Here is a 24,075-nt window from a genome sequence, read left to right as displayed (position 1 = left end):
GTCCGCCCGCCGGATCCGAGCCTCTCGGCTCGCGCTCCTCACCCCGCATCCGTCGAGCGGACGCGCTGATCGCGCCGGGCGAGCACAACCACACCCGACAGCAGGGCGGCGAGCCACAGCAGGTGTGCCGCCCACGCGGCCGCCCGGGCACCCGCCGACGCCCCGCCGGGCGCGATGTCACCCGGGATCCGGAACACGGTGAGTTCGGCGGATGTCATTGCCGGAGTGAGCTTGCGGAGTTCACGGGGAATGTCGCCGCCTTCGACGACAACCCATCCCACACCCAGTCCGGCAAGCCTGTCCTGATCACCGCCGTCACGCAGCGCGGCCTCCACCTCGGCACCCCGGCCCGACGACTCGTCGACGGCCACACCGTCGACGGTGAGTGCCCCGCCGTCGGCGACGGGCGCGCGAAGCATCCGCGGGAGCGGGTTGAGTGAGGGCGTGCCGGTGAACGAGTACCGCCGGATCTGGCCGGGCGGATAGATCGCCACCACCCCGTGGTCGGCCGTGATGACCTGTGCCGCTTGCCGGAACGAGTCGGGCAGCGCGACGGTGCGGATCGAGCCGCCCACGCCCCATCCGAGGTCGGGCAGCGGGGCGACGACGAGCAGCACCCCGGTGGCGACGGCGAAAGCCGCCGGCACCCAACGTGTGAATACGCCGATCGCGGCGCAGGCGGCGATCGCGTAGAACGGCACGGCCAGGGCGACGTATTTGTGGGTGTCGCGCAGCAGGCCCGCACCCGGGACCGTCTCGACCAACCAGGTGAGCACGGCCTCTCCCGGCCCGGTGGCCGCGGCGGCCACCGCCATCAGGGCGACGGCGGCGCATCCGGCAAAGCACTTCCAGGTGTAGGAGTCCCGGTGGTTGCGCCACAATTCGATGCCGCCGATGGCCACCACCAGCACGAATGCCGCGGTCGCGACCGCAGCCCACCACACGGTCCGGCTGCCCGGCACCGCGTCGGCGTTCCAGATGCCGCCCAGCCCGGCGGCGGTCCCCGGCAACCCGAGCCACGGTTCGGAACGTATCCCGAACGCCTCCACCCCCACTCCCGATGACGTCGTGGTCGCGCCGCCGAGCAGCGACGCCACCAGCCACGGCAGTGCCCCCACCACCCACGTGGATGCCAGACGGGCGTAGCGGCGCCCCGATGAACCCGACGCCACCATGGCCGCGACAGCCACGACCCCGCCGAGAATCGACCCCGACGGCGTGAACCCCGCCCACGCGAACAGAGCCGCGAGCATCAGCCAGTCCCGGAACCCGTCCGGTCGGTCGAGCACGGCGACGATCACCCAGCCGAGTGCCCCGTACGACACCAGCAGACTCCAGTGTCCTTGCAGAAGGCGTTCGGCCACAAACGGATTCCATACCGAGACGATCGCCGCAAAACAGGCCCCGGCATGGCCGGCCGCGGGCACCACCCGTGCGGCGAGCCGTCCGAAACCCACTCCGGCCAGGACGAGCCCGACACCCAGCAGCGCCACGACCACGATCCCGCCGTCGACCACCGGCGAGAGCACCCCGAGCAGCCAGTCCTGCGGCACGGCTCGCGCCGGCGCACCGCCGATCCCGAGCGCGGTGTCGGTGACATATGAGCGCGGCGTCGACACGGCGTCCCGGTACAGCAGATACCGGCCGCCACCGAGCGAGCGGAGCATCGGGCCGAGGATGACGGTGACCACGACCGTGTCTACCGCGTACAGCTTCAGCAGCAGTGAACGGTCTGTCTGCATGGCGGATGGTGAAAAGCTCAGTGGTGGTAGGTGTCCGACGGTGCCGGCGGATGCCCCGGCTCGTCGTCGTCGAAGTCGGAGGTGGTGATGCCGTACGAGCGGGCCAGTTCGAGGATCTTGGTGGCGCGGGCGATGCGCGGCAGATCCGATCCGTTGCGGATCTCACCGCCGTCGCGCTCGAACTCGCTGAAAAACTCGTGCGCCCAGCTGATTTCCTCCTGCGACGGGGACAGTCCCTCGTTCACCGGGTGGCACTGGTCGGGGGTCAGGCAGATCTTGCCGGTCATCCCGAACTCGACGCTCACGGCGGTCGCCTCGCTCAGCTTGCGGGTGCTCGAACCGACGGTGGGGCCGTCGATCGCCGACGGCAGGTGCGCGGCCTTGGCCGCGATGGTGAACCGCGACCGGGCGTAGGCGAGGGTGAGCGGATCGTCACCGAACCCGGTGTCGCGGCGGAAGTCGCCGATCCCGAACGCCAACCGGAAAGTGTTCTTCGCCGATGCGATCTCACTGATCCGTTCCAGCCCGCGGGCCGTTTCGACGAGCGCGACGATCGGCACGTTCGGCAGTCGTGCGGCGGTCTCGGTGACGTGGTCGGGGGATTCGACCATCGCCAGCATCACCCCACCGATCGGCGCCTGCGCGAGAGCGGCCAGGTCGTCGGCCCACCACGGTGTGCCGAAACCGTTGATGCGCACCCACTCGCCCTTGCCCTCCTCCGAGTTGAGCCAGCGGACGACGTTGTCGCGGGCGGCGACCTTGTCCTTGGGCGCGACGGCGTCCTCGATGTCGAGGACGACGATGTCGGCACGTGAGAGGCTCGCGGCGGCGAACTTCCCGTACTGCGCACCGTTGACGAGTAGCCAGCTCCGCGCGAGTACCGGGTCGATCCGGAACCCCGGCTCGGTCGGCTCGATCTCTGTGGTCCTCAGCTCGTCGTACATCGGCTGGTCGTACATCGGTGCCTCTCGGTCGCGTAAGTCTCCATCGTCGCCCATCGGGCACACGCCCCGCAAAACCGTGGTCCTCGGTCATCGCCGCCCCGGGCTACTGAGACACTGGGCTACTGAGACACTGGGAGCCATGCCCGAGACCTCCCAGCGCAGCATCGCCGCATCGGTGGGATGGGTGACGGCCGGGTCGATGGTGGCCAATATCTGTGCGTATCTCGTGCATGTGCCGGCAGGACGCTGGCTGGGGGCGTCGGCCTACGGTGAGTTCGCGGTACTGATGGCGGCGATGCTGGTGCTGGCGGTGCCCGCGATGGCGTTGCAGGCGGTGGTGGCCCGTGACGTGGTGCACGGCCGGTCGATACCCGAACTGGTGCGGCTCACGGCACTGGTGACCGCGGTGGTCGCGGCGCTGATGGTGCCCGCGGTGCCGCTGTTCATGTGGCTGGCCGACACCGGTTTCACCACGACGGTCGCGGGTCTGGCGGCGGCCCCGGTGCTGGTGCTGATCGCCGGTGCGCAAGGCGTGCTGCAGGGCGGCCGGGCGTTCCCGGCGCTGGCAACGGTCCTGGCGGGGGTGGGCGTGTTGCGGTCGGTACCGGTGGTGATCGCTCTCGCGTTCGGCGCCGGCGCCGGCACCGGGCTGGCGGCCGGGACTGTGGGTGCGGCGGTCGCCGCGGGCGCGGCGTGGTGTGTCGTGCGCGTGGGACAACCACCGTCGACGAGCCCGCGTCCGGGGGACCGGGGTACGGGGGCGGTGAGCGTGATCCGCGCGTCCCAGGTGCAGTTCGTGCTGGTGGTGGCGGTGTCGCTGGATCTGTTGGTCTCCCGTGGTGTGCTCGGCGCCGACGACGCCGGCGTGTACGCGCTGGGCGCGGTCGCCACCAAGGCCGCGTTCTGGTTGCCGCAGGCCATCGGCGTCGTGTTCTATCCGGCGCTGGCCGATCCCACCACGTCGCGCAGATCACTCGGGCGCGCGCTGCGGGTGGTGGCGCTGGTCGGTGCGGTGCTCACCGTCGGTGCGGGCGTCGTGGGGCCGCTGGTGCCACTGGTGTTCTCCGACGAGTACCGTCCGCTGGTGCCGATCCTGTGGATCTTCGCGTTCACCGGGTCGACGTCGGCGGTCCTGCAGGTGGCGTTGCTGTGGGCGATCGCCCGCGACCGCACCCGTGTCGCGTTGTTCACCTGGACGGCGCTCGCCGCCGAGGGCATCCTGATCGTCACGGTCGCCGATTCGGTGGTCGGTCTCGCGCTGGTGGCGGCGTCGTCGGCGACGGTGGCCACGCTCGCCACGGTGCTGTGGGTGTGGTGGGCACACCCCGGCCGGGTCGATCCGTGTCCGGCCACCGATCCGGATCAGGCCCGCTCGTCCGCTCGGTCGTCCACGGCCGCCGGTTCGCCGTCCGACGGCTCGCGCCGCCACAGCCAGTAGATTCCGCCACCGATCGCCGCCACCCCGACCACGCCGGCCGCGATGGGCACCAGCCGCCCCCACACGGTGATCGGCCGGGCGAGCGATGCGGCCCGTGCCGCGGCCGCGTCACGGGTGCTCTTGGTATAGGTCAGCGTGGTGGCCAGGTTGACCAGCGAGAACTCCCCGAGCGGCTGATTGGCGGGCCGGTACCGTTCGTCGATGGTGATCCGCTCGTCGAGGATGGTGCCGGTCGTCGGATCGACCGAGATCTCCCACGTGCTCCGATGATGCAGATGCAGGGTCATGGGGGCATTTCCGGGCAGCCCGAACCAGGACGCGGGCCGCACGATCACCGTGGGCCGGCCGGCGGTGTCTGCGCCCGAATGCGCGTCGTAGAGGTTGGTGTCGGGGATCTCGGCGACGAACCGGATGGCCTCCTCACCCTCGACCTGGGCGTCGCCGTCGAAGCGCAGCGGCACGGTGGTTCGGGTGATCGGGTCGAAGAACTCGCCGTCGCGGTGCGCGACGTCGAACGGGAAGGCGTAGGTGAGACCGGTCCGGTCCGATACCCGCAGCGGGGCCAGCTTGTCGTCGTACTGGATTTCCGACGACCCACTGCCGCGGAACGTCGCGGTCTCGCGGTCCAGGGTGACGCGGTCGCGGATCGCGGAGATCGTGCCGTCGGAGCAGTCGTCGAGTTTGTCGTCGGCGCGCAACGATGTGCCGGCCTGCAGCGTCACCACGCGGCGGCCGGCGGGACGGACCGCGACGACGCGCTGCTGCCGGGTGACCGGGACGCTCACCACCCGTGCGGCACGGGTGTCGAGCGAACACTGGTCGAGTACCTGGGCGGGCGCGGTGGACCGTGCGACGATGGTTTCGTCGGTGTCGAGCGGCAGCACTGTGAGGTTGCCGACGAACAGGGCGGGCAGCGCGATCGCGGCCGACAGCAGGAACGCCCCGGCGAAGATCATCGTCGGACCGATCAGGTCGCGCCCGCTGAACCGCGGCCGGTTCGGGGCGTCCGGCGATTGCGCGGCGTCAGGGGATTGCGCGGCGTCAGGGGATTGCGCGGCGGCGATTTCCGGGCCACTCGGGGCGTCTGACGGCATACCGCTGACCTTAGGGCATCGGGGCGCACAGCTGCGCGTGTCATTCGACGGTGGTATGCCCGTACCCGCAGAGGAACACCCTTCGGCATCGAGTTGTGCCGTCCACCTGGACTTTTTCTCCCGGTGGTCTATCCGTGACCGGTTTCCTATGCTGCGCTCAGGGATCCGCGCGCGGCCTACCCTATCGTGGGCGGACCAGAACACATCATCGGTGATCAAGAAGATCGGTGATCAAGAAGAAGGTGATGTCGCACATCGCCGTACGGAATGCCCGTCGGCGCGCCGTAAGGAGGATCCCATGCTCATCTTCGCCATCGTGGCAGTCATCGTCATCGCGATCGTGACGATCCTCCTTTTCGGCGGGCCGCGGCGTGGCGGCGGTTCGGGTTACGTCGGCAGCTCGGGCGGCGGCTGGTTCGGTGGCGACGGTGGTGGAGGCGACGGTGGTGGAGGTGACGGTGGCGGCTGCGGAGACGGCGGTGGTGGAGGCGGTGGTGACGGCGGGTGCTGATCGGTCATACCGCTGATCTGCCGGGCCCGGGCGTACGCTGATCTCCCGAGATGAGCAGCAGCCCGGACCGACAGCTACAGCCGACACCCCGAGCGGATCGTTCCGCCGTGCCCGCACGCAGGTTCTTTCCGCAACTGGAGGGGATGCGTGCGGTCGCGGCGATCGCGGTGCTCACCACCCACGTGTCGTTTCAGACGGGTGCGGTGAACACCGCCGTGATCGGCCCGATCCTCGGCCGCCTCGACCTGGCGGTGGCACTGTTCTTCGGCCTGTCCGGCTTCCTGCTGTGGCGCCCCTGGGCACAGGCCGCCCGAACCGGAGTGCAGTCGCCCGGAGAGCCCGGTCGCCCACCGAGCCGAGGGGCGAGGAGTATCCCCCGGCCGGACATCGGCCGGTACTTCCGGCACCGGATCGTGCGTATCTGGCCCGCCTATGTCGTCGTCGTGGTCCTGGTGCTGACCCTGTTGCCCGACGCCAAGGGCGCCGATCTGACCGTGTGGCTCGCCAATCTCACACTCACGCAGGTCTTCGTGGCCCTGTCGCTGACCGCCGGCCTCACCCAGATGTGGAGCCTGTCGGTGGAGGTGGCGTTCTATCTGTTGCTCCCGCTGATCGGCCTCGCGCTGGTCCGCCTGCGGGGAGACCTCGCGCGGCTGCGTGTCCCGGTGATCCTGGCGGTGGGTGTGCTGAGCCTGGGCTGGGCCTGGTTCGCGGCCACTCTGCCGCTGGCCGACGGTGTCGAACCGAAGAACTGGGTGTTCGGTCATCTGCCGTGGTTCGTGGCCGGCCTGGTGCTGGCCGAGATCGCGGCAACCACCGACGTGGCCGGGCACCATCCGAGGTGGCTGCGGATCACGGTCGCGCCGAGCGCGAACCGCCCGCTGATGGCCGCGGTGTTCGTGGTGGCGTACGCGCTGGCCTGCACTCCGCTGGCCGGCCCGACGGGCCTGGGCGAGCTGACCCACCTCCAGTTCGCCACCAAGATGGTGCTCGGTGCGATCGTCGGCTACGCGCTGCTCGCGCCGCTGGTGTGCGCGCCGGGCCCGTTCCGGTTCCTCGACTCCCCGGTGATGCAGGCCCTGGGCCGCTGGTCGTACGGCATCTTCATCTGGCATCTGGCGGTACTCGCCGTCGTGTTCCCGCTGTTCGGCATCGTCCCGTTCAACGGCGACATGCCCCTGGTCCTGGCGCTCACCGTCGCCCTGACGATCGGGGTGTCGGCCGCGAGCTACACCTTCATCGAGGACCCGGCCCGCCGGTGGATCAACGCACGGGAGGCGAATCGTACGGTGCCGAACGCGTAGTGGCGTCGGCGTCAGCGTCCGTCGGGTGTTCCCGCCGCCGGCGGGGTTCGGGTGAGCACGGCCGACCAGACCAGCATCGCGATGGCCAACAGGGCGGCAAGCTGGGTCCACCAGTCGTCGCCGGCGTAGCCGGTGGGCGAGTGCCAGGGACCCGCGGCGAGGGCTAGCACGGCCGCCAGCATCGCGACGAACACGGCGACGACCCGCGCCGCCGGAGTCGAACGATACGTGAGAATTGCCGCCGCACAACCGATACCGAGACCCCACCATCCCGTCAGCAGCCAGATTCCGCCGAGGGCCGGCAGCGCTGCGAGCACCGGCTGCCACCGTGGCATCCGAGCCCGGGGCGCGGTGCCGTCGGGAATGTCGGCGGGTTCGTCCGGCGCCTCCCCGTCGCGTCCCGGGTCGGTGCCCGCGACATCCGGATCACGGCGTGCGTTCCCGGACCGCGCGAGAAGGGGTGGTAGCCAGGCCAGCGCCAGCAGCACGGCCACCAGGAACAGTCCGACGGCGAGAATCCCGCGGTAGGGGGTGTCGAGGGTGTATCGCAGGGTGACCGGTCCGGACAGGTGCGCGGGCACCACCCAGCCCTGCTGCCATCCGTTGACGGTGATCGGGTGCAGGGTGGTTGTGCCGTCCGCGGTGTCGACGGTGGCCCGCCAGCCGGGGTTGGTGCTTTCGGCGACGGTCAGAATCCGGTCCGCCGAGGCCTCGACGACGTCGACGATCCGGTGGGTGGACGACCACCGCCCGACCGCCGGCAAAGTCGTCGACGGGGCCGAGACTTGCTGTGCGGTGGCGAGTTCCACGTCGAGAACACTGAACGCGGAGCCGGGGTTGACCGACAGTTCTTGCTCGCCCGCGCTCAGCGGGATCGGGGCGGAGCCGCACGGGTGGGCGGTGACCGGATTCCCGTTGCGCAGCGCGCCGGCGGTGGTCCGGAGGCTGAGACCGATTACCCTGCCCGCCACGGTGATCCCGATACCGTCGCCACAGCCGACGGTGATCACCCGATCCGGGTCGAACGGGCGCCCCGCCGGGCGGGGTGAGATCTCGACCTCGGCGATCCCCGCCGGTGCACGCTTGGCGAAGCCGAGCGAGTTCACGTCGACGATGTCGGTGGACTTGTTGATCCGCAACCGGATCCGGTCGGTGCGGTCGCCGGTGAGCGTGACGGTGCCGTCCCCGGCGACCTCGCGGGTGAGCCAGCGACCACCCAGATTGACCGACACCTCCGTGGGCGCGGCGGGATACGTGTCCGGCGTGACGATGCGCAGTCTGTCGACGCGCTGCACCCGCGGCAGCCGGATGGTCAGCGTGGGGCCGGAACTCTTCTCGGTGGATTCCTTACGGCTGGAATCCTTCTCGCCGGAATCCTTCTCGCCGGAATCCTCGTCTCCGGAAGCCTGTCCGCCGGAAGTCTGTGTGGCGTCGCCGTATCCGCCGGTGTTGCCGGTCCGCGACGTGGAATCCGGGTCCTTGTCCGGCCCGGCCGTGTCGTCCGACCCGTCGTTCCCGCCGCCGTCCGAGTCGACGCCCGCCTGATCGTCCTGATCGTCGTTGTCGTCATCGTCGGTGCGGGCGCCTTCCTCCGGTGCGGTCCAGGTGGTCGCCGGGTCGCCATCGACGGCGGCCTGGGCGGTCCCGCGCGGGTCGGTGACGTCCGACGGGCCTTCCGCGACAACGGTTCCGGGCCTGTACAGCAGTGCCCGCAATCCGTCACCGGGGGTGGGGACGAGGGTGACGGTCGGTGACACGGCGGTGTCCGACGGTACCGACAGGGCCCGGGTGAACACCCCGGGCGTTTCCGGTGTCAGGCCCAAACCGGAAGCGCATCTGAATAATTCGTCGGTCGCACTGGTGTCTCGCACGCAGGAGGGCCGGCCGGTGAGTTCCTGGGTCAGCACCCATCGCGCGACGTCGGAGTCCGGTGGCATCGCCGGCAGGATGACCCGCTGCCGGATCGCCAGGGGCGTCCCGGTGGTCAGGTCGGTGAGCGCGACCTCGCCGAGTGCGAACTGGTTGCCCGCTCTTCCGGTGGTGGTGTGCGAGGCCCGGATCTCGATCCATGAGGTGTTACCGCCGGGCAGGGTTACCGTGAACGGCTTTCCCGGCGAAATCCCTTGGGCAACAGAACTTCCGTTGTTGGTGGTGACGACGATCGTGTCGACGTCCGGACCGATCGCCCGTGCGGTGGTCAGTGTCAGTGACAGGGCTGCGCGGGGGCGGGTGAACGTCAGTCGCATCCATTTGCCTGCCGCTGATTCCAGACCGCTCGACACCCATGCCGTCGAGGGCTTCGCGTCGAACGCCGCGGCTGTGGAACTGGCCGGGGAGGTCTGCCCGGGCTGGGTCGCATCGGCCGCCGAACCCGAACTGGTGATCCGCACCTGGCCGGGCTGATTGTCGAGCAGCCATTGCGCCCGCACCAGGTCGCCGTCGGTCACGCCGTCCCACGCCGGGTAGTCGGCGGCCGCATTCTGGGTGCGGCGGGGGTCGTCGGTGGCGCGGATCGCCGAACTGTGGTCATCGACCCGGCCGAAGTCGACCTCGCGGTCCGCAGGTGTGTCGGTGGCGATCCGCGGCGCCGCAGGCAGCGGCGTATCGGGGTGCTCGGCGTCGAAACGGCGGGCGTCGACGTCCAGGACGGTCGGTCCGAGCGCGGGCAGACCGGCGCGGATTCGCTGTGCGTTGATGGTGGCCAGTGCTTCGGGGCCGCCGGCCACGCGCGGCACCGAGGCGGCCTCGACCAGTACCGGCCCGGTGCCTCCGGTCCGTGCGGCGTCGTCGACGGCGTAGATCGTGATGGCCGGGAGCGTGGGCCGCAACCCGTTGTCGCGAACCACCCCGTCGACGGTGGCGGGCCCGATGAGGGGCCCGAACCGGGCCGCCACCGACAGCCCCGGCGAGTCGTCGAGGGCCTGCGCCGCCACCAGCGGCCGCGCCGACCGGGAGGTGTCGGGATCGAGGTCGGCGCGCAGCACGACGAACCCGATGCCCTGGGCCGCCAGGGTTGCGGCCAGGCCGGGCGATCCACGCCCGGACGCGATCTGCCGCTGTACCGAATCCATCGCCCGGATCGCACCCGGCGGCACCAGCGGAATGGCGTCACGCACCGCCCAGGGCGTCTCGGACAGTGCCTGCAGCGGCTCGTCGCGGGTCAACCCCCAGACCTGGTCGGCGAACGGCGCACCCGGAACCACCAGCGACCGCAGCGGCGGTCGCGAACCGCCGGAAGAATTGAGCGCGGTCGAGCTGTGCTGTTCCAGCCACGCCGCCGTCTGCGACCAGTACGACGGCATCGACCGGTAGGTGTCGGCGGGGGTGAGCTGCCCGGTCCACATCAGCGATCCCGATCCGGCGACCGCGACGGCCACCACCAGCGCCGCGGCGGCCCCCCGCGACATCGCCGGACGCAGGAACGCCCGTGGATCGGTGAGTGGTACCCGCGCCAGCAGATGTGCGATACCCAGGACGACAGGGATGCGGATGAACGGTTCGAACTTGTGGATGTTGCGCAGCGGTGCGCCCGCGCCGTCGAGGAACTCGCGCACCGGTTCGGCGATCGGCGAGCCGAGGGCGCCCGCGTAGCCCACACACATCACCAGCAGCCCGGTGAGCAGGATCGTGATGAGTCTGCCGCGGCCGGGCATCGCACGCATCGTCAGCCCGGCCAGGCCCGCCGCGACCAGCACGCCGGTCGCCAGCACCGCCGCCGGCTGGGTCACCAGCACCGCACCCGCCACCCGCTCCGGTGACACGAACGGTGTCCAGGCGCTCGTCCCGCGCAGCACCTCGGTCAGCGACGACCACTGCGTCGTCGTCCGGGAGGATTCGATGAAGTCGAGGAACGGGGGGCTGACCTGAGACAGCATCAGCAGCGGTACGACCCACCAGGCGCACGCCAGCGCCAGTCCGAGCGCCCACCAGCCGGCGAACGCGATGGCGCGCCGCCCGGCCCGGCGGACGGTCAACAGCCACCACAGCATCGCGACCGCCAGCGCCGCGAGGGTGGCGACCGCGTTCACCGCCCCCATCAGCGCCACCGCGACCGCAGACAGGAACCCCTGCCGCCACAGTGGCCCGGTATCGCGATCGAGCGCCCGGATCACCGGGATCAGCACCCACGGTGCCAGCATCATCGGCAGCGTCTCCGACGAGATCGATCCCACTGTGGTGAGTACCCGGGGGCTGAGCACGAACACCGTCGCCGCGATGATCCGGGATGCGGGTGAGCCCGCCCGCAGCACCTCGGCCAGGCGCACGATGCCGACGAAACCGATGGTCAGCAGCAGTGCCCACCACAGTCGCTGGGTGATCCACGGCGGGATGTGGGCCAGGTCGCCGACAGCGAAGAACGCGCCGTGCGGAAAGAAGTAGCCGTACGCCTGGTTCTGCACCTGCCCCATGGAGGCGTCCGGTGTCCACAGGTGTGCGGCGCGACCGAGAAAGCCGAGCGGGTCGGCGGTGAGGTCCAGCTTGGTGTCGGCGGAGATACGGCCGGGGGCCTGGGCGAACGAGACGACCAGCGCGCACAGCGCGGCGACGAGCACGCCCCGCCGCGACAGCCCGGCGTCGTTGTCCGACAGCTCCTCCACCGACTGACGACTCGGCCGGCGAAGGCGTGGGGAGCGTGAAGGAGTCAGTCTTCTTCGGCGGCGCTGCGCGAACCGTACTCGACCGCACCCTGCACGAAGCCGTCCTCGGGCGAGATGCTGTTCAGATCGGTGGCGGGCTTGGTGTCCGTGGCCACGACGCCACCGAGAAGCACCGCGCCGAGCCCGATGACGATACCCGCGACAGCTGCGACGCCACCGGTGACAAGACGGTTCTGCATGGCATGTGAACTTACCAGAGCGTTCGGGGATGCAGCAGCGGCACGCGCGGTCCGGACAAAACCGGCCCGTGCGATGGCCGATCGCGACGTCCTCCCGGTGTGGTCGAGGACGGGTCGGGGCCGGGTACCGCGAGGTCTGCGGGGCCGGCGGCCCCGTATCCGGTGCCCGGCGTCGCCGATGGTCGGCCACCGGGCGGTCCGGACATGACAGACTGGCCACCATGGGCTTTCTGACGAGTCGTTCACGAACCGCCGCGTTCGGTCGCCGGTCCGACCGAGGTGCGGCGCGGGCAACCGCCGCACCGGTCCGGGCCGCAGCCCTGGCCGCGGTCCTCGCGCTGGGGGTGGGGCTGACCGCCGGATGTGGTGGCGACGAGGGCGCCGCGGCGTCCGGTTCGTCCCAGACCGACGGCTCCCAGACCGGCGGTTCCCAGACCGGCGCCACCCGGACCTCGGCGGCGTCGATGTCCTCGTCCGCGCAGGTGCCGACCGGATCGGCGACGCCGTCGCTGACCACCCTCACCAACCGGTGCGGCGCCGCCACCCTCAAGAACATGACCCTGCGGCGCAAGCTCGCGCAGCTGGTCATGGTGGGGGTCACCGGCGCCGACGACGCGCGGTCGGTGGTTCGTGCCGAGCACATCGGCGGCATCTTCATCGGCAGCTGGACCGACAAGTCGATCCTCACCGGTGGTGCCGCCGCGAGCATCTCCCGTGGCCAGGAGATCCCGCTGATGGTGTCCGTCGACCAGGAGGGCGGCCGGGTGTCGCGGCTGTCGGGTCTGGGCATCGACGCGCCGTCGGCCCGGCAGCTGGCCCGGACGAAGACGCCGACACAGGTGCGGGCGATCGCGGCGCAGATGGGCCGACAGATGAAGCGCCTCGGCATCACGGTCGACTTCGCGCCGTCCATCGACGTGAGCGACGAATCCGACGACGAGGTGATCGGCGACCGTTCGTTCAGCAACGACCCGGAAGTGGTCACCCGCTTCGGCGGTGCGTTCGCCCGGGGCCTGGCCGATGCCGGGATCATCCCGGTGTACAAGCATTTCCCCGGCCACGGGCACGGCTCGGGCGACTCGCATCTTGGCGTGGTGCAGACCCCGCCGCTGGCGTCGATGCAGACCACCGACCTGGTGCCGTTCCGCAGGCTGCTGGCCGATCCGGGGCCGGCGGCGGCGATGGTCGGGCATCTGATCGTGCCAGGGCTCACCGCCTCCGACATGCCGGCCAGCCTCGACGCGAAGGCGATCCGGATGCTGCGGACCGGCAAAGGCTACAACGGGCCGGCGTTCAACGGCGTGATCTTTTCCGACGACCTCGGTTCGATGGCCGCGATCAGTTCCCGGTACCCGATCACCGAGGCCGCGGTGCGGTCGATCCGGGCGGGGGTGGATATCGCGCTGTGGACCACCACCGATCAGGTGCCGGCGGTACTCGACTCGCTGGAGACGGCGGTGCGTGACGGCCGGATCAGCCAGGCCGGTGTCGACGCCAAGGTGGTGCGGGTGCTGCGGGCCAAGGGCGTGCTGACCTGCTGATTCCGCTCCTCGTTCGCCAGCGGAACTTACCGGCTGGTAAGTTGAGGTCTGTGGGCGGCGGTTATGCCCCACATCACCACGGAATCGAGGCATGTGATGGCCGGCGGAACCAAGCGACTACCCCGCGCGGTGCGTGAGCAGCAGATGCTCGACGCCGCGGTGCGAGTGTTCGCCGACCACGGTTTCCGTGACGCCTCGATGGACGCGATCGCCGCGGAGGCGGAGATCTCCAAACCGATGCTGTACCTATATTACGGCTCCAAGGAAGAACTGTTCGGCGCCTGCATGGCGCGCGAGTCCGGCCGGTTCATCGAAGCGATGAGCATCGGATTCGATCCGAACCTCGCCCAGCGTGAGCAGGCCCGCACCGTGGTGCGCGAGTTCCTTCGCTTCGTCCACGACAACCGGCGGTCGTGGCGCGTGCTGTACCGCGTGGCCGTCGGTACCACCGCGTTCGCGTCCAGTGTCGGCGACAGCCGCAGGCGGGTCGTCGAGATGGTCTCCGACCTGATCAAGGCCGGCACCACCGTCGAGGGCGCCGGCGATATCGATTTCGAGCTCACCGCACTGGCCATCGTCGGCGCCTCGGAGGCCGTCGCCGACCGTATCGCCGAGGGCGACGTGGCCCTCGACGCCGCCACCGACCTGCTCGTCGGCATTGTCTGGCGTGGTCTCAAGGGCGTCGGCACCGACCGGGCCATCACCTAGACATAAACCATCACATAAGACATAAGCGGAGCTTCCGCGACACGAAACTCCGGACCGCGCCGTGTGCCCCGCTCCGAAGGCACGTGTCCGGGGAAGCGGCCGGATAGGGGTGTGGGCCACCGAAAACCGGTGGCCCACACCCCTATCGCTGCTCAGTTGTGGCGCAGGGTGGCCGTCAGATGGGGATATCCCTTGCGGCGGTCGCGGATGGCGAGATCGAAATCGCCTTCCCCGTCGATGCGCCGGGTGTAGAGGTTGACCTTGGCGGGCAGCAGCAGTGGCTTGCCGAACTGCACGTCGTAGGTCACCGCACCGGGCAGTTGAGCCTCGAGATTGGCCAAAGCGGCTGCTGCGCTCCACATTCCATGGGCAATGGCTTTGGGGAAACCGAACGCCCTGGCGGGCAGATTGCCCATGTGGATGGGGTTGCGGTCACCGGAGGCTGCCGCGTAGTCGCGGATACGCCCGAGGTCGACCGTCAGTACCGCGTCGGGCGGCGGCGGGGCCGATGCCGTCGGGGCGGGGCCGCGCGGTTCGTCGGACAGGCTGGTGCGCTGCTGCTTGAGGAAGGTCGCGGTCTGCACCGCGACAACCTCAGAGCCGACGGTGAATTCGCTGATCATGTCGATCAGCAGACCCTTGCGGTGCTCCCGCAGATTCTCCGCGTGCGTGGTGATCGTCAGCGGCTCGCCCACGCCGATCTCCCGCTTGCGTTCGATCGTATTGGAGATGTGCACCGAACCCACGGCGCCGAACGGGAATTCGCCGGCGGTCATGATCTTCATGGCCAGCGGGAACTGCAGCACGAACAGGTACGTGAGCGGCAGCGTCGGGGAGAAGCGCTGCCCGGTGGCCCGGCAATACGCCTGCAGCGCATCGGGATCGACCCGTACGTCGGCGAGCCGGTAGCGAGTGTCGGGCACCGTGGCGGTCGGCGACACCGTGGCGGGTTTGCCGACCACCGGCAGCATCGCGGCCACGGCCTTGCCATAGATCGCAGCGGTGCCCGGGGCCCCGCTCAGCGTGATCGTCTTACTCATCACGCACCCAGGAAGCCCTGGCCGCACACGCGGACGATGTTGCCGGTGACCGCGTTCGATGCCGGGTTGGCAAAGTAGGCAACGGTTTCGGCGACGTCCACGGTCTGTCCGCCCTGCTGCAGCGAACTCATCAGCCGGCCCGCCTCGCGGGTGGCCAGCGGGATAGCGGCGGTCATCTTGGTCTCGATGAAGCCGGGGGCCACCGCATTGATGGTGACGCCCTTCTCGGCGAGGATCGGCGCGTACGAGTCGACCAGGCCGATCACGCCCGCCTTGGAGGCGCCGTAGTTGGTCTGGCCGCGGTTGCCGGCGATACCGGCGATCGACGAGACGTCGATGACGGCGCCGCCCTCGCGCAGCGCGCCCTTCTCCAGCAGGCCGTTCACCAGGGCCTCGGGGGCGATCAGGTTGACCGCGATCACCGAATCCCACCGGGCGTCGTCCATGTTGGCGAGCAGCTTGTCGCGGGTGATGCCGGCGTTGTTGACGATGATGTCGATGCCGCCGTGGCGTTCGAGGGCGTGCTCGGCGAGCTTGGCGCCGGCGCCGGGCGCGCTCACGTCCAGGGGCAGCGAGGTGCCGCCGACCTTGTTGGCGGTGTCGGCCAGCGCCTCACCCGCGGCCGGGATGTCCGCGCAGATGACGTGCGCGCCGTCGCGGGACAGGACCTCGGCGATCGTGGCACCGATGCCGCGGGCGGCGCCGGTGACCACGGCCACCTTGCCTTCGAGCGGCTTGTCCCACGATTGGGGGGAGGTGCCGTCGGCGGCACCCACCCGGAACACCTGGGCATCGACGAACGCGGACTTTGCCGACAGGATGAACCGGAGCGTCGACTCCAGGCCGGTCAGGCCGGTCTTGGCCTCGGGGGAGACGTACACCAACTGCACCGTGGAGCCCTTGAGCAGTTCCTTGCCGAGTGAGCGGGTGAAGCCTTCGAGGGCGCGCTGGGCGATCCGCTCGCCGGGGGAGGTGAGGAGTTCGGGGGTGGTGCCGATCACCACGAAGCGGGCGCACGCGGCGGTCGAGCGCATCGCGGGCTGGAAGAACTCGAACAGCTGACGCAGTTCGTCGGGGGAGGTGATGCCGGTGGCGTCGAACACCAGCGCGCCGTACTTGTCGGCCGAGCGACCGGAGGTGGCGTTCTCGATCAGCGTGTAGTCGGCGCCGGCGAGGATCTCGCGCAGCGGCTCGACGAGGCGGCCGGAACCGCCGAGCAGGACCGGGCCGGGCAGTGCGGGCTCGGACGGCTTGTAGCGGCGCAGGGTGGGCGGTACCGGCAGACCGGCCTGCTTGGCGATGAACGAGCCGGGTGCCGAGTGGACGAATGACGAGTACAAACCGGTGTTGGCCACGGATGGATCTCCTGTTCTGCGTGCACTGTGTGCGCCCCGTCGCGGGTGGCACGTGCGGGGCACTTGCGCCTACGGCGAGCGATGGTAGCTGCCGAGCGCGCCGGGCCGGGCGTTCGACAACGAACTTACTGTTGAGTAAGAATACGCTATAGATACCAAACACCACCCTGGGAGATCGAAGTGGCCACAGCACCCAAGACCCGCACCGAACGTCCGGTAGCGATCCTCGGCGGCAACCGGATTCCGTTTGCCAAACAGGACAAGGCGTACGCCAAGGTCGGCAATCAGGAAATGTTCACCGCCGCACTCGACGGCCTGGTCAGCCGGTTCGGCCTGCAGGGCGAGCAGCTCGGAATGGTCGCCGGCGGCGCCGTCCTCAAGCACTCGCGCGACTTCAACCTCATCCGGGAGAGCGTCCTCGGTTCGGCCCTGTCGCCGTACACCCCCGCCTTCGACGTCCAGCAGGCGTGCGGCACCGGCCTGCAGGCCATCACCGCCGTCGCCGACGGAGTGGCCCGCGGCCGGTACGACGCCGCCGTCGGTGGCGGTGTCGACACCACCTCCGACGCGCCGATCGCCGTCTCGGAGTCGATGCGCCGTCAGTTGCTGGAGGTCAATCGTTCGCGCACTACGCAGGATCAGCTGCTCAACGCGCTGAAACTGCTGCCCAATCTGGGTATCGAGATCCCGCGCAACGGCGAGCCCCGCACCGGCATGTCGATGGGTGACCACGCCGCCATCACGGCCAAGGAGTTCGGTATCAAGCGCGTCGACCAGGACGAACTGGCCGCCGCCAGCCACCAGAAGATGGCCGCCGCCTACGACGCGGGCTTCTTCGACGATCTCGTCACCCCGTTCGGCGGCCTGATCCGTGACCAGAATCTGCGCGGTGACTCGACCGCCGAGAAGCTCGCCAAGCTCAAGCCGGTGTTCGGGGTGTCCCTGGGCGACGCCACGATGACCGCGGGCAACTCCACCCCGCTCACCGACGGCGCGTCCACGGTGCTGCTCGGCACCGACGAATGGGCCAAGGACAAGGGCCTGCCGGTCCTCGCCTACTTCGTCGACAGCGAAACCGCGGCCGTCGACTACGTGAACGGTCCCGACGGCCTGCTGATGGCGCCCACCTACGCGGTGCCGCGGTTGCTCGAGCGCAACGGCCTGACCCTGCAGGACTTCGACTTCTACGAGATCCACGAGGCCTTCGCCTCGGTTGTGCTGTGCACCCTGGCCGCGTGGGAGTCGGAGACCTACTGCAAGGAGCGGCTGGGTCTGGACCGGGCGCTCGGCTCGATCGACCGCGCCAAGCTCAACGTCAACGGCTCGTCGTTGGCCGCCGGCCACCCGTTCGCCGCCACCGGCGGACGCATCGTCGCCCAGGCGGCGAAGCAGATCGCCGAGAACGGCGGCGGACGTGCGCTGATCTCCATCTGCGCCGCCGGCGGTCAGGGCGTTACCGCGATCATCGAGGGATGATCGATCTCGGCGTACGCCTGAGCCCGCGAGGCTGATGCCCCGGAAAATAAGGTAGTCCCGACCAATCTGCCGGGTCGGGGGTCTGGCAGCTGGTCGGGACTACCCATATTTGTACGCTACTTTTCCTTCTAATTCACGTTTCCCCGAAAAGCGACGCGCCGTTTCGCGACAGGTCCGTCCCCGTCGGGGCGGCCCGCGCGCTCGCCGGCGGCGGCGGCAAGGCAGCCGGACACGATACGTTGGTGTGGTGAGCAGAGGGGTGGCGATTCGGGCCGGTGTGCATGCCGTGCTCGGGATCTTGTTCGTCGGCATCCTCATCGTGGGTGTTGACCTGCTGGTTACCCATGGCAAGACGGCCCGTGGCGCAACTGTCGTCGGGCTGGACGCGGGTAATCTGTCTCCGACCGAGGCGCGTTCGGTGCTCGATCAGCTCGCCCTCCGTGCCGATCAGCCTGTGACGATAGTCACGCCGCGGGGTGAGGTGAAGGTCACGGCCAAGTCGCTGGGTCTGACGTTCGACGCCGATGCGACTCTGGAGCTTCTGCGCGATCAGCCGGTCAACCCGGTGCGGCGGCTCGTGGGGCTGGCGGGTCGTGACCGGGAAATCGTGCCGGTGGTCACCGTCGACCGCGAGGTTCTCGACGCCACCCTCGACTCCCGGCGCACACAGATGGAGTTGTCGGCGGTCGAGGGTGGGGTTCATTTCTCCAAGGGCAGGCCGGTGGCCGATCTGCCCTCGGCCGGCCGGCGGATCGCCCGCGATCGGGTTCCCGAGGCATTGCGGGCGGGTTGGCTGCTCGGGGAGCCGGTGATGCTGCCGACCGAGCAGTTCGCGCCGACGGTGTCGGCGGAGACGGTGCGTGTCACCCGCGACGGGGTGGCGGCCACCGCGATGGCGGGGCCGATCGTGCTCAACGGCAGCGGCGGGGTCCGGGCGTCCATCACCCCGGTACAACTCGGTGACGTTCTCACCTTCGTCGCCGACGGCAAGGGCGGCCTGACGGCGAGCATCGATCAGAAGGCCGCCGTGAAGTCGTTCGGTCCGGGACTGGCCGCGACCGTCAAGGCCCCCGTCGACGCGACGTTCACGCTCTCGGGCGGCCGGCCCCAGGTGGTGCCCTCCCGTGTCGGCGCGCGCATCGACTGGACCAAGACGCTCGGCAAGATCACGAAGACGGCGACCACCACCGATCCGGGTGCGCGTCGATCCGTCGATGTCGTCTATGAGGTGCGGAAGCCGAAACTGACCACCGCCAAGGCGGAGGGCCTCGGGGTCGGTGAGGTCGTCAGCGAGTTCACCACCGGCGGATTCGCCGAGGCCTCGGGGGAGAACATCCGGCTGGTCGCGCAGTCCGTCGACGGTGCGGTGGTGTTGCCCGGTGAGTCGTTCTCGCTGAACGGATATACCGGCACCCGGGGGTCGGCGCAGGGCTATGTGACCTCGACGATCATCGACCACGGTCGCACGTCGAAGGCGGTGGGCGGCGGCATTTCACAGTTCGCCACCACGCTGTACAACGCAGCGTACTTCGCCGGGCTCGAAGACGTGGACCACACCGAGCATTCCTATTACATCTCGCGCTATCCGGAGGCACGGGAGGCGACGGTGTTCGACGGTGCCATCGATCTGGTCTTCCGCAACAACACCGACCACGGCATCGTCATCGACACCGACTGGTCGCCGAGCGCGGTGACAGTCCGCCTGTGGAGCACCAAAACCGTTGAGGTGCAGTCGATCACCGGTAGTCGATCGAAGTACACCAATCCGGAGAAGATCACCCTGCCCAAGGGTGATAACTGCATTCCCGGCAACGGCTCGAAAGGTTTCACCACCTCGGACACCCGGGTGGTCACCGACGCGAAGTCGGGTGCCGAGATCAGCAGACACACCCGGACAGTGAAATACGATCCGGAGCCGATAGTGCGCTGCACGTAGATAAGGGGCACGGCCGATGTCGTCGACATCGGTGAGCCCGATGTTCTGTACCAGCTTGTGGCTACGCGGTCTGGGGCTACCAGGTCTGGGGGATGCTCAGTTGGTGAGGATGCCCCCGTCGACGGGGAGGGTGATTCCGGTGACGTAGCTGCTGGCGTCGGAGGCGAGGAAGATCAGCGCCGGGTTGAGTTCGCCCTCGTTGCCGAGCCTGCCGAACAGGGTACGCGGGATGACGAACTTGTCCGCGTAGCCGCCGTCGATCAGCCCGCTGGTCATCTCGGAGGCGAAGTATCCGGGGGCGATCGCATTGACGCGGATTCCCTTGCGGCCGGACCACTGCTGGGCCAGTTCGCGGGTCAGTCCGATGACGCCGGCCTTGCTGGAGGCGTATGCGGCGTGCGGCATCATGATGCTGGTCAGGCCGAGAACGCTGGCGATGTTGATGATCGAGCCGCCGTCGGTCATCGCGCGCGCACAGGCCTGCGCCATGTAGAAGGTGCCGTTGAGGTTGATCGTGACGACGCGGTCGAACTCGTCGGCGGTCTCCTTGGCGGCGGGCACCGCGTCGGAGATGCCGGCGTTGTTGACGAGGATGTCCAGGCGGCCGAAGTTCTCGACGGCGGCGGTCGCGACGTCGGCACAGGCCTGCGGGTCGGCGACGTCGCAGGCGACGGTGATCGCGCGCCGACCCTTGGCCTCGACGACCTTCTTGGTCTCTTCGAGCCTGTCGATACGACGGGCGGCGAGCACGAGGTCGGCACCGGCATCGGCGAGCGCGCCGGCGAAGGACACGCCCAGTCCGCTGGACGCGCCGGTCACCACCGCCACTCGGCCGTCGAGCCGAAACAGGTCGAGTACAGCCGACATGAGTGATCTCCTTAACGTTCGTGGTGAGGCGAGACCCGGGAATAGGGGGCGCCCCGGGTGTCAATTGTAGGGAACCGGCATCAGGCGCCCTACACCGACCGTGCGTTCGGTCGGTGTAGGGCGGCAGGTGCGGAGGGGGTGTGTCGTGATCCATGCGTTTCCCCAGGTCAGCAGTGACGAAAGGGCAACAGTAAGTAGTACGTGTTCCAGTTCATAGAAAGACCGGCTACCCTACGGATCGTGGATATCAACGGAGCAAGTGCAATCGTCACCGGCGGTGCGTCGGGTATTGGTGCCGCCTCGGCACGCGCCCTGGCTGCCAGGGGTGTCAAGGTCGTCGTCGCCGACATGAACGCTGAGAAGGGCGAGGCAATCGCCAAGGAGATCGACGGCGTCTTCATCAGCGTCGACGTCACCGACTCGGAACAGATCAAGGCGGCCATCGCCAAGGCCGAGGAAATCGGTACGTTCCGGATCCTGGTGAACTCGGCCGGCATCGGCTGGGCGCAGCGGACCATCGGCAAGGACGGCAACTACGATTCGGCGCACAACCTGGAGTTCTTCAAGAAGGTCACCAGCGTCAACGTCTTCGGCACGTTCGACTTCATCCGGCTCGGCGCCACCGCGATCAGCCGCACCGAGCCCCTTGCCGACGGCGAGCGTGGCTCGATCGTCAACATCTCCAGCGTCGCCGGCGTGGAGGGTCAGATCGGACAGGTGTCGTACTCGGCGTCCAAGGGCGCCATCAACGGCATGACCGTGCCGATCGCCCGCGACCTGTCGGCCGTCGGCATCCGCGTGAATACCATTATGCCCGGCCTGATCGACACCCCGATCTACGGTCCGGAGGAGGACTCCAAGGAGTTCAAGGCGAACCTGGGCAAGAACGTCCTGTTCCCGCGACGTCTCGGCACCCCCGATGAGCTGGCCTCGATGGTTGTCGAGCTCACCGTGAACTCGTACATGAACGCCGAGGTCGTCCGCGTCGACGGCGGCATCCGGATGCCTCCGAAGTAGTCGTCGGCGACTGTCCCGAAAACAGGAATCCACCCCGCCGAGCGGCGGGGTGGATTCCTGTCTGTTCAGTTCTTCCCGGTGGTTCTTCCTTGGGGTTCTTCTGGTGTCAGAAGGCGGCTTCGTCGAGCTCCATGATGTCGTTGTCGACGTTCTCGACGGTGACCCGCACGGAGGTGAGCAGCGGCAGCATGTTCTTGGCGAAGAACGATGCCACGGCCACCTTGCCCTCGTAGAACGATTTGTCGTCGCCGGTTGCGCCTTCGTCGAGCTTGGTGAGGGCGATCTCGGCCTGGCGCAGCAGCAGCCAGCCGATGAGCAGGTCGCCGACGGCCATCAGGTAGCGCACCGAGCCCAGGCCCACCTTGTAGAGCTGCTTGGGGTCTTCCTGCGCGGACATGAGCGTCGCGGTGAGCGAGCCGGTCATGGCCTGTACGTCGTCCATGGCGGTCTTGAGCAGGGTGCGTTCGGCCTTGAGCCGGCCGTTGCCGGCTTCGGCGTCGAGGAACTGCTGGATCTGGCCGGCGACGTGGGCGAATGCCTGGCCGCGGTCGCGGACGATCTTGCGGAAGAAGAAGTCCTGCGCCTGGATGGCGGTGGTTCCTTCGTACAGCGAGTCGATCTTGGCGTCGCGGATGTACTGCTCGATCGGGTAGTCCTGCAGGAAGCCGGATCCGCCGAAGGTCTGCAGCGATTCGTGGCTGAGGGCGGCGTAGGCGCGTTCGGAGCCGACGCCCTTGACGATGGGCAGCAGCAGGTCGTTGACGCGGTGCGCGAGGTCGGCGTCGGCGCCGGAGACGATCTTGGCGGCGACGGCGTCCTGGTGCGAGGCGGTGTACAGGTAGACCGCGCGCAGGCCTTCGGCGTATGCCTTCTGGGTCATCAGCGAACGGCGTACGTCCGGGTGGTGGGTGATGGTGACGCGCGGGGCGGCCTTGTCGGTCATCTGGGTGAGGTCGGCGCCCTGGACGCGTTCCTTGGCGTAGTCGAGGGCGTTGAGGTAGCCGGTCGACAGGGTCGAGATGGCCTTGGTGCCCACCATCATGCGGGCGTGTTCGATGACCTCGAACATCTGCGCGATGCCCTTGTGGACCTCGCCGACGAGCCAGCCCTTGGCGGGGATGCCGTGCTGGCCGAAGGTGACCTCACAGGTGGCGGAGACCTTGAGGCCCATCTTGTGTTCGACGTTGGTGACGAAGGCGCCGTTGCGTTCGCCGAGTTCACCGGTCTCGTGGTCGAAGTGGAACTTGGGGACGAAGAACAGCGACAGTCCCTTGGTGCCGGGGCCGGCGCCTTCGGGGCGGGCGAGCACGAGGTGGAAGATGTTCTCGGTCATGTCCTGGTCGCCGGAGGTGATGAAGCGCTTCACTCCGTCGATGTGCCAGGTGCCGTCCTCCTGCTCGACGGCCTTGGTGCGGCCGGCGCCGACGTCGGAGCCGGCGTCGGGCTCGGTGAGCACCATGGTGGAGCCCCAGCCGCGTTCGGCGCAGATGGCGGCCCACTTCTTCTGCTCGTCGGTGGCCTGGTTGAAGAAGATGTTGGCGAAGCCGGAGCCGGCGGCGTACATGAAGACGGCGGGGTTGGCGCCGAGGATCATTTCGCCGATGGCCCAGTACAGCGAGCGTGGGGCGGGCAGGCCGTCGAGCTCTTCGTGCAGGCCGATCTTGTCCCAGCCGGCTTCAATGAAGGCGTTGTAGGATTTCTTGAAGCTTTCCGGAACGGTGACCGAGTGGGTCTCGGGGTCGAAGACCGGCGGGTTGCGATCGGCGTCGGCGAAGGATTCGGCGATGGGTCCTTCGGCGAGGGTGCGGACCTCGCGCAGCATGTCGAGGGCGGTCTCTTTGTCGAGGTCGCCGAAGTCGCCGTCGGTGAGGACCTGTTCCAGGTTGAGGAATTCGAACAGGTTGAACTGCAGATCACGCAGGTTGCTCTTGTAGTGACCCATGTGTGGTTCCTATCTGGGGTGTTACTGCTTTTGTGGGCAGGAGCGAGGGTTGGTGGTCGGTACACCGGAACGACTCAAGCCACCTAAGTTACTCGCCAGTAACCTCAGTTTACCCCCGAAGAGTATGTGCTACAAGTCGTAGCTTTGTGATAGCGCTAACTTTTGTTAGCGGTTAATTTTCTGTATGGCATATCGGTCTTTTGTGCCGAACGACGCCGAACGGGGAGGGCCGGCCCCGCGGCGCAGGTGCCCGACCGGCGCGGTTCTCGGCCGGCCGGATGGGCGCCCGGGCGGCGGTTCGGAGTGCGGCGGTTCGGGGTGCG

At 68.8% G+C, this 24,075-nt stretch carries 17 protein-coding genes; 8 read left to right on the top strand and 9 right to left on the bottom strand.

Features of this window, described 5'->3' with window-relative positions:
* Positions 1-38: 38 nt before the first annotated feature.
* Together GII31_RS20100 and GII31_RS20095 are read right to left on the bottom strand one after the other, a co-directional pair.
* A complete protein-coding gene (locus GII31_RS20100) occupies positions 39-1,742 on the bottom strand; it encodes a hypothetical protein (RefSeq protein ID WP_260840135.1) in 1,704 nt (567 codons plus the stop codon).
* A 17-nt stretch (positions 1,743-1,759) separates the two neighbouring features.
* Positions 1,760-2,686, bottom strand: coding sequence for an HpcH/HpaI aldolase/citrate lyase family protein (locus tag GII31_RS20095; protein ID WP_213245107.1), 927 nt, complete (start codon positions 2,684-2,686; stop codon positions 1,760-1,762).
* A gap of 139 nt (positions 2,687-2,825) precedes the next feature.
* Between GII31_RS20095 and GII31_RS20090 the strand changes: the two genes are divergently transcribed.
* Positions 2,826-4,124: a lipopolysaccharide biosynthesis protein gene (locus tag GII31_RS20090; RefSeq protein WP_213245106.1), complete on the top strand. Its 1,299-nt coding sequence runs from the start codon at positions 2,826-2,828 to the stop codon at positions 4,122-4,124.
* Here the strand turns inward: GII31_RS20090 and GII31_RS20085 are convergent.
* A complete protein-coding gene (locus tag GII31_RS20085; RefSeq protein ID WP_213245105.1) occupies positions 4,049-5,218 on the bottom strand; it encodes a DUF3068 domain-containing protein in 1,170 nt (389 codons plus the stop codon). The genes GII31_RS20090 and GII31_RS20085 overlap by 76 nt on opposite strands.
* Before the next feature lie 211 nt (positions 5,219-5,429).
* Here GII31_RS20085 and GII31_RS20080 point away from each other — a divergent pair, with 211 nt between their 5' ends.
* Together GII31_RS20080 and GII31_RS20075 are read left to right on the top strand one after the other, a co-directional pair.
* Complete coding sequence (locus GII31_RS20080; protein ID WP_213245104.1) at positions 5,430-5,729, top strand: hypothetical protein; 300 nt, start codon at positions 5,430-5,432, stop codon at positions 5,727-5,729.
* A gap of 50 nt (positions 5,730-5,779) precedes the next feature.
* The gene (locus GII31_RS20075) at positions 5,780-7,033 is read left to right on the top strand and encodes an acyltransferase family protein (RefSeq protein WP_213245103.1); all 1,254 of its coding nucleotides are present in this window, start codon (positions 5,780-5,782) and stop codon (positions 7,031-7,033) included.
* 11 nt (positions 7,034-7,044) lie between these two features.
* Here the strand turns inward: GII31_RS20075 and GII31_RS20070 are convergent, their stop codons facing one another.
* Complete coding sequence (locus GII31_RS20070; RefSeq protein ID WP_407649997.1) at positions 7,045-11,622, bottom strand: DUF3367 domain-containing protein; 4,578 nt, start codon at positions 11,620-11,622, stop codon at positions 7,045-7,047.
* 53 nt (positions 11,623-11,675) lie between these two features.
* Positions 11,676-11,870 (bottom strand): DUF2613 domain-containing protein, encoded by a 195-nt coding sequence (locus tag GII31_RS20065; protein ID WP_213245102.1) that lies wholly within the window; start codon positions 11,868-11,870, stop codon positions 11,676-11,678.
* A 221-nt stretch (positions 11,871-12,091) separates the two neighbouring features.
* On the opposite strand from GII31_RS20065, the gene GII31_RS20060 reads away from it, so the two are divergent.
* Together GII31_RS20060 and GII31_RS20055 are read left to right on the top strand one after the other, a co-directional pair.
* Positions 12,092-13,411, top strand: a complete 1,320-nt coding sequence (locus GII31_RS20060; RefSeq protein WP_246221973.1) for a glycoside hydrolase family 3 N-terminal domain-containing protein — start codon at positions 12,092-12,094, stop codon at positions 13,409-13,411.
* Between the two features lie 96 nt (positions 13,412-13,507).
* The gene (locus tag GII31_RS20055) at positions 13,508-14,119 is read left to right on the top strand and encodes a TetR/AcrR family transcriptional regulator (RefSeq protein WP_213245101.1); all 612 of its coding nucleotides are present in this window, start codon (positions 13,508-13,510) and stop codon (positions 14,117-14,119) included.
* 152 nt (positions 14,120-14,271) lie between these two features.
* On the opposite strand, the gene GII31_RS20050 is transcribed toward GII31_RS20055, so the two are convergent.
* Both GII31_RS20050 and GII31_RS20045 read right to left on the bottom strand, forming a co-directional pair.
* Complete coding sequence (locus GII31_RS20050; protein WP_213245100.1) at positions 14,272-15,159, bottom strand: MaoC family dehydratase; 888 nt, start codon at positions 15,157-15,159, stop codon at positions 14,272-14,274.
* Positions 15,159-16,514 (bottom strand): 3-oxoacyl-ACP reductase, encoded by a 1,356-nt coding sequence (locus GII31_RS20045; protein WP_260840133.1) that lies wholly within the window; start codon positions 16,512-16,514, stop codon positions 15,159-15,161. The genes GII31_RS20050 and GII31_RS20045 overlap by 1 nt, the downstream gene beginning before the upstream one ends.
* Positions 16,515-16,694: 180 nt before the next feature.
* Here GII31_RS20045 and GII31_RS20040 point away from each other — a divergent pair, with 180 nt between their 5' ends.
* On the top strand, positions 16,695-17,990 hold the full coding sequence (locus GII31_RS20040) for an acetyl-CoA C-acetyltransferase (protein ID WP_213245098.1): 1,296 nt from the start codon (positions 16,695-16,697) through the stop codon (positions 17,988-17,990).
* A gap of 247 nt (positions 17,991-18,237) precedes the next feature.
* A complete protein-coding gene (locus tag GII31_RS20035) occupies positions 18,238-19,926 on the top strand; it encodes a VanW family protein (protein WP_246221972.1) in 1,689 nt (562 codons plus the stop codon).
* Positions 19,927-20,022: 96 nt separating this feature from the next.
* Here the strand turns inward: GII31_RS20035 and GII31_RS20030 are convergent, their stop codons facing one another.
* The gene (locus GII31_RS20030) at positions 20,023-20,793 is read right to left on the bottom strand and encodes an SDR family NAD(P)-dependent oxidoreductase (protein WP_213245097.1); all 771 of its coding nucleotides are present in this window, start codon (positions 20,791-20,793) and stop codon (positions 20,023-20,025) included.
* Between the two features lie 240 nt (positions 20,794-21,033).
* On the opposite strand from GII31_RS20030, the gene GII31_RS20025 reads away from it, so the two are divergent.
* Positions 21,034-21,810, top strand: coding sequence for an SDR family NAD(P)-dependent oxidoreductase (locus GII31_RS20025; RefSeq protein WP_213245096.1), 777 nt, complete (start codon positions 21,034-21,036; stop codon positions 21,808-21,810).
* A gap of 106 nt (positions 21,811-21,916) precedes the next feature.
* Here the strand turns inward: GII31_RS20025 and GII31_RS20020 are convergent, their stop codons facing one another.
* Positions 21,917-23,752 (bottom strand): acyl-CoA dehydrogenase, encoded by a 1,836-nt coding sequence (locus tag GII31_RS20020; RefSeq protein ID WP_260840132.1) that lies wholly within the window; start codon positions 23,750-23,752, stop codon positions 21,917-21,919.
* Positions 23,753-24,075: the final 323 nt, after the last annotated feature.

It is taken from the genome of Gordonia pseudamarae, assembly GCF_025273675.1.
GTDB lineage: Bacteria > Actinomycetota > Actinomycetes > Mycobacteriales > Mycobacteriaceae > Gordonia > Gordonia pseudamarae.
The sequence above is the reverse complement of the archived record's forward strand: the minus strand, read 5'-3'. Positions and strand labels throughout refer to the sequence as shown.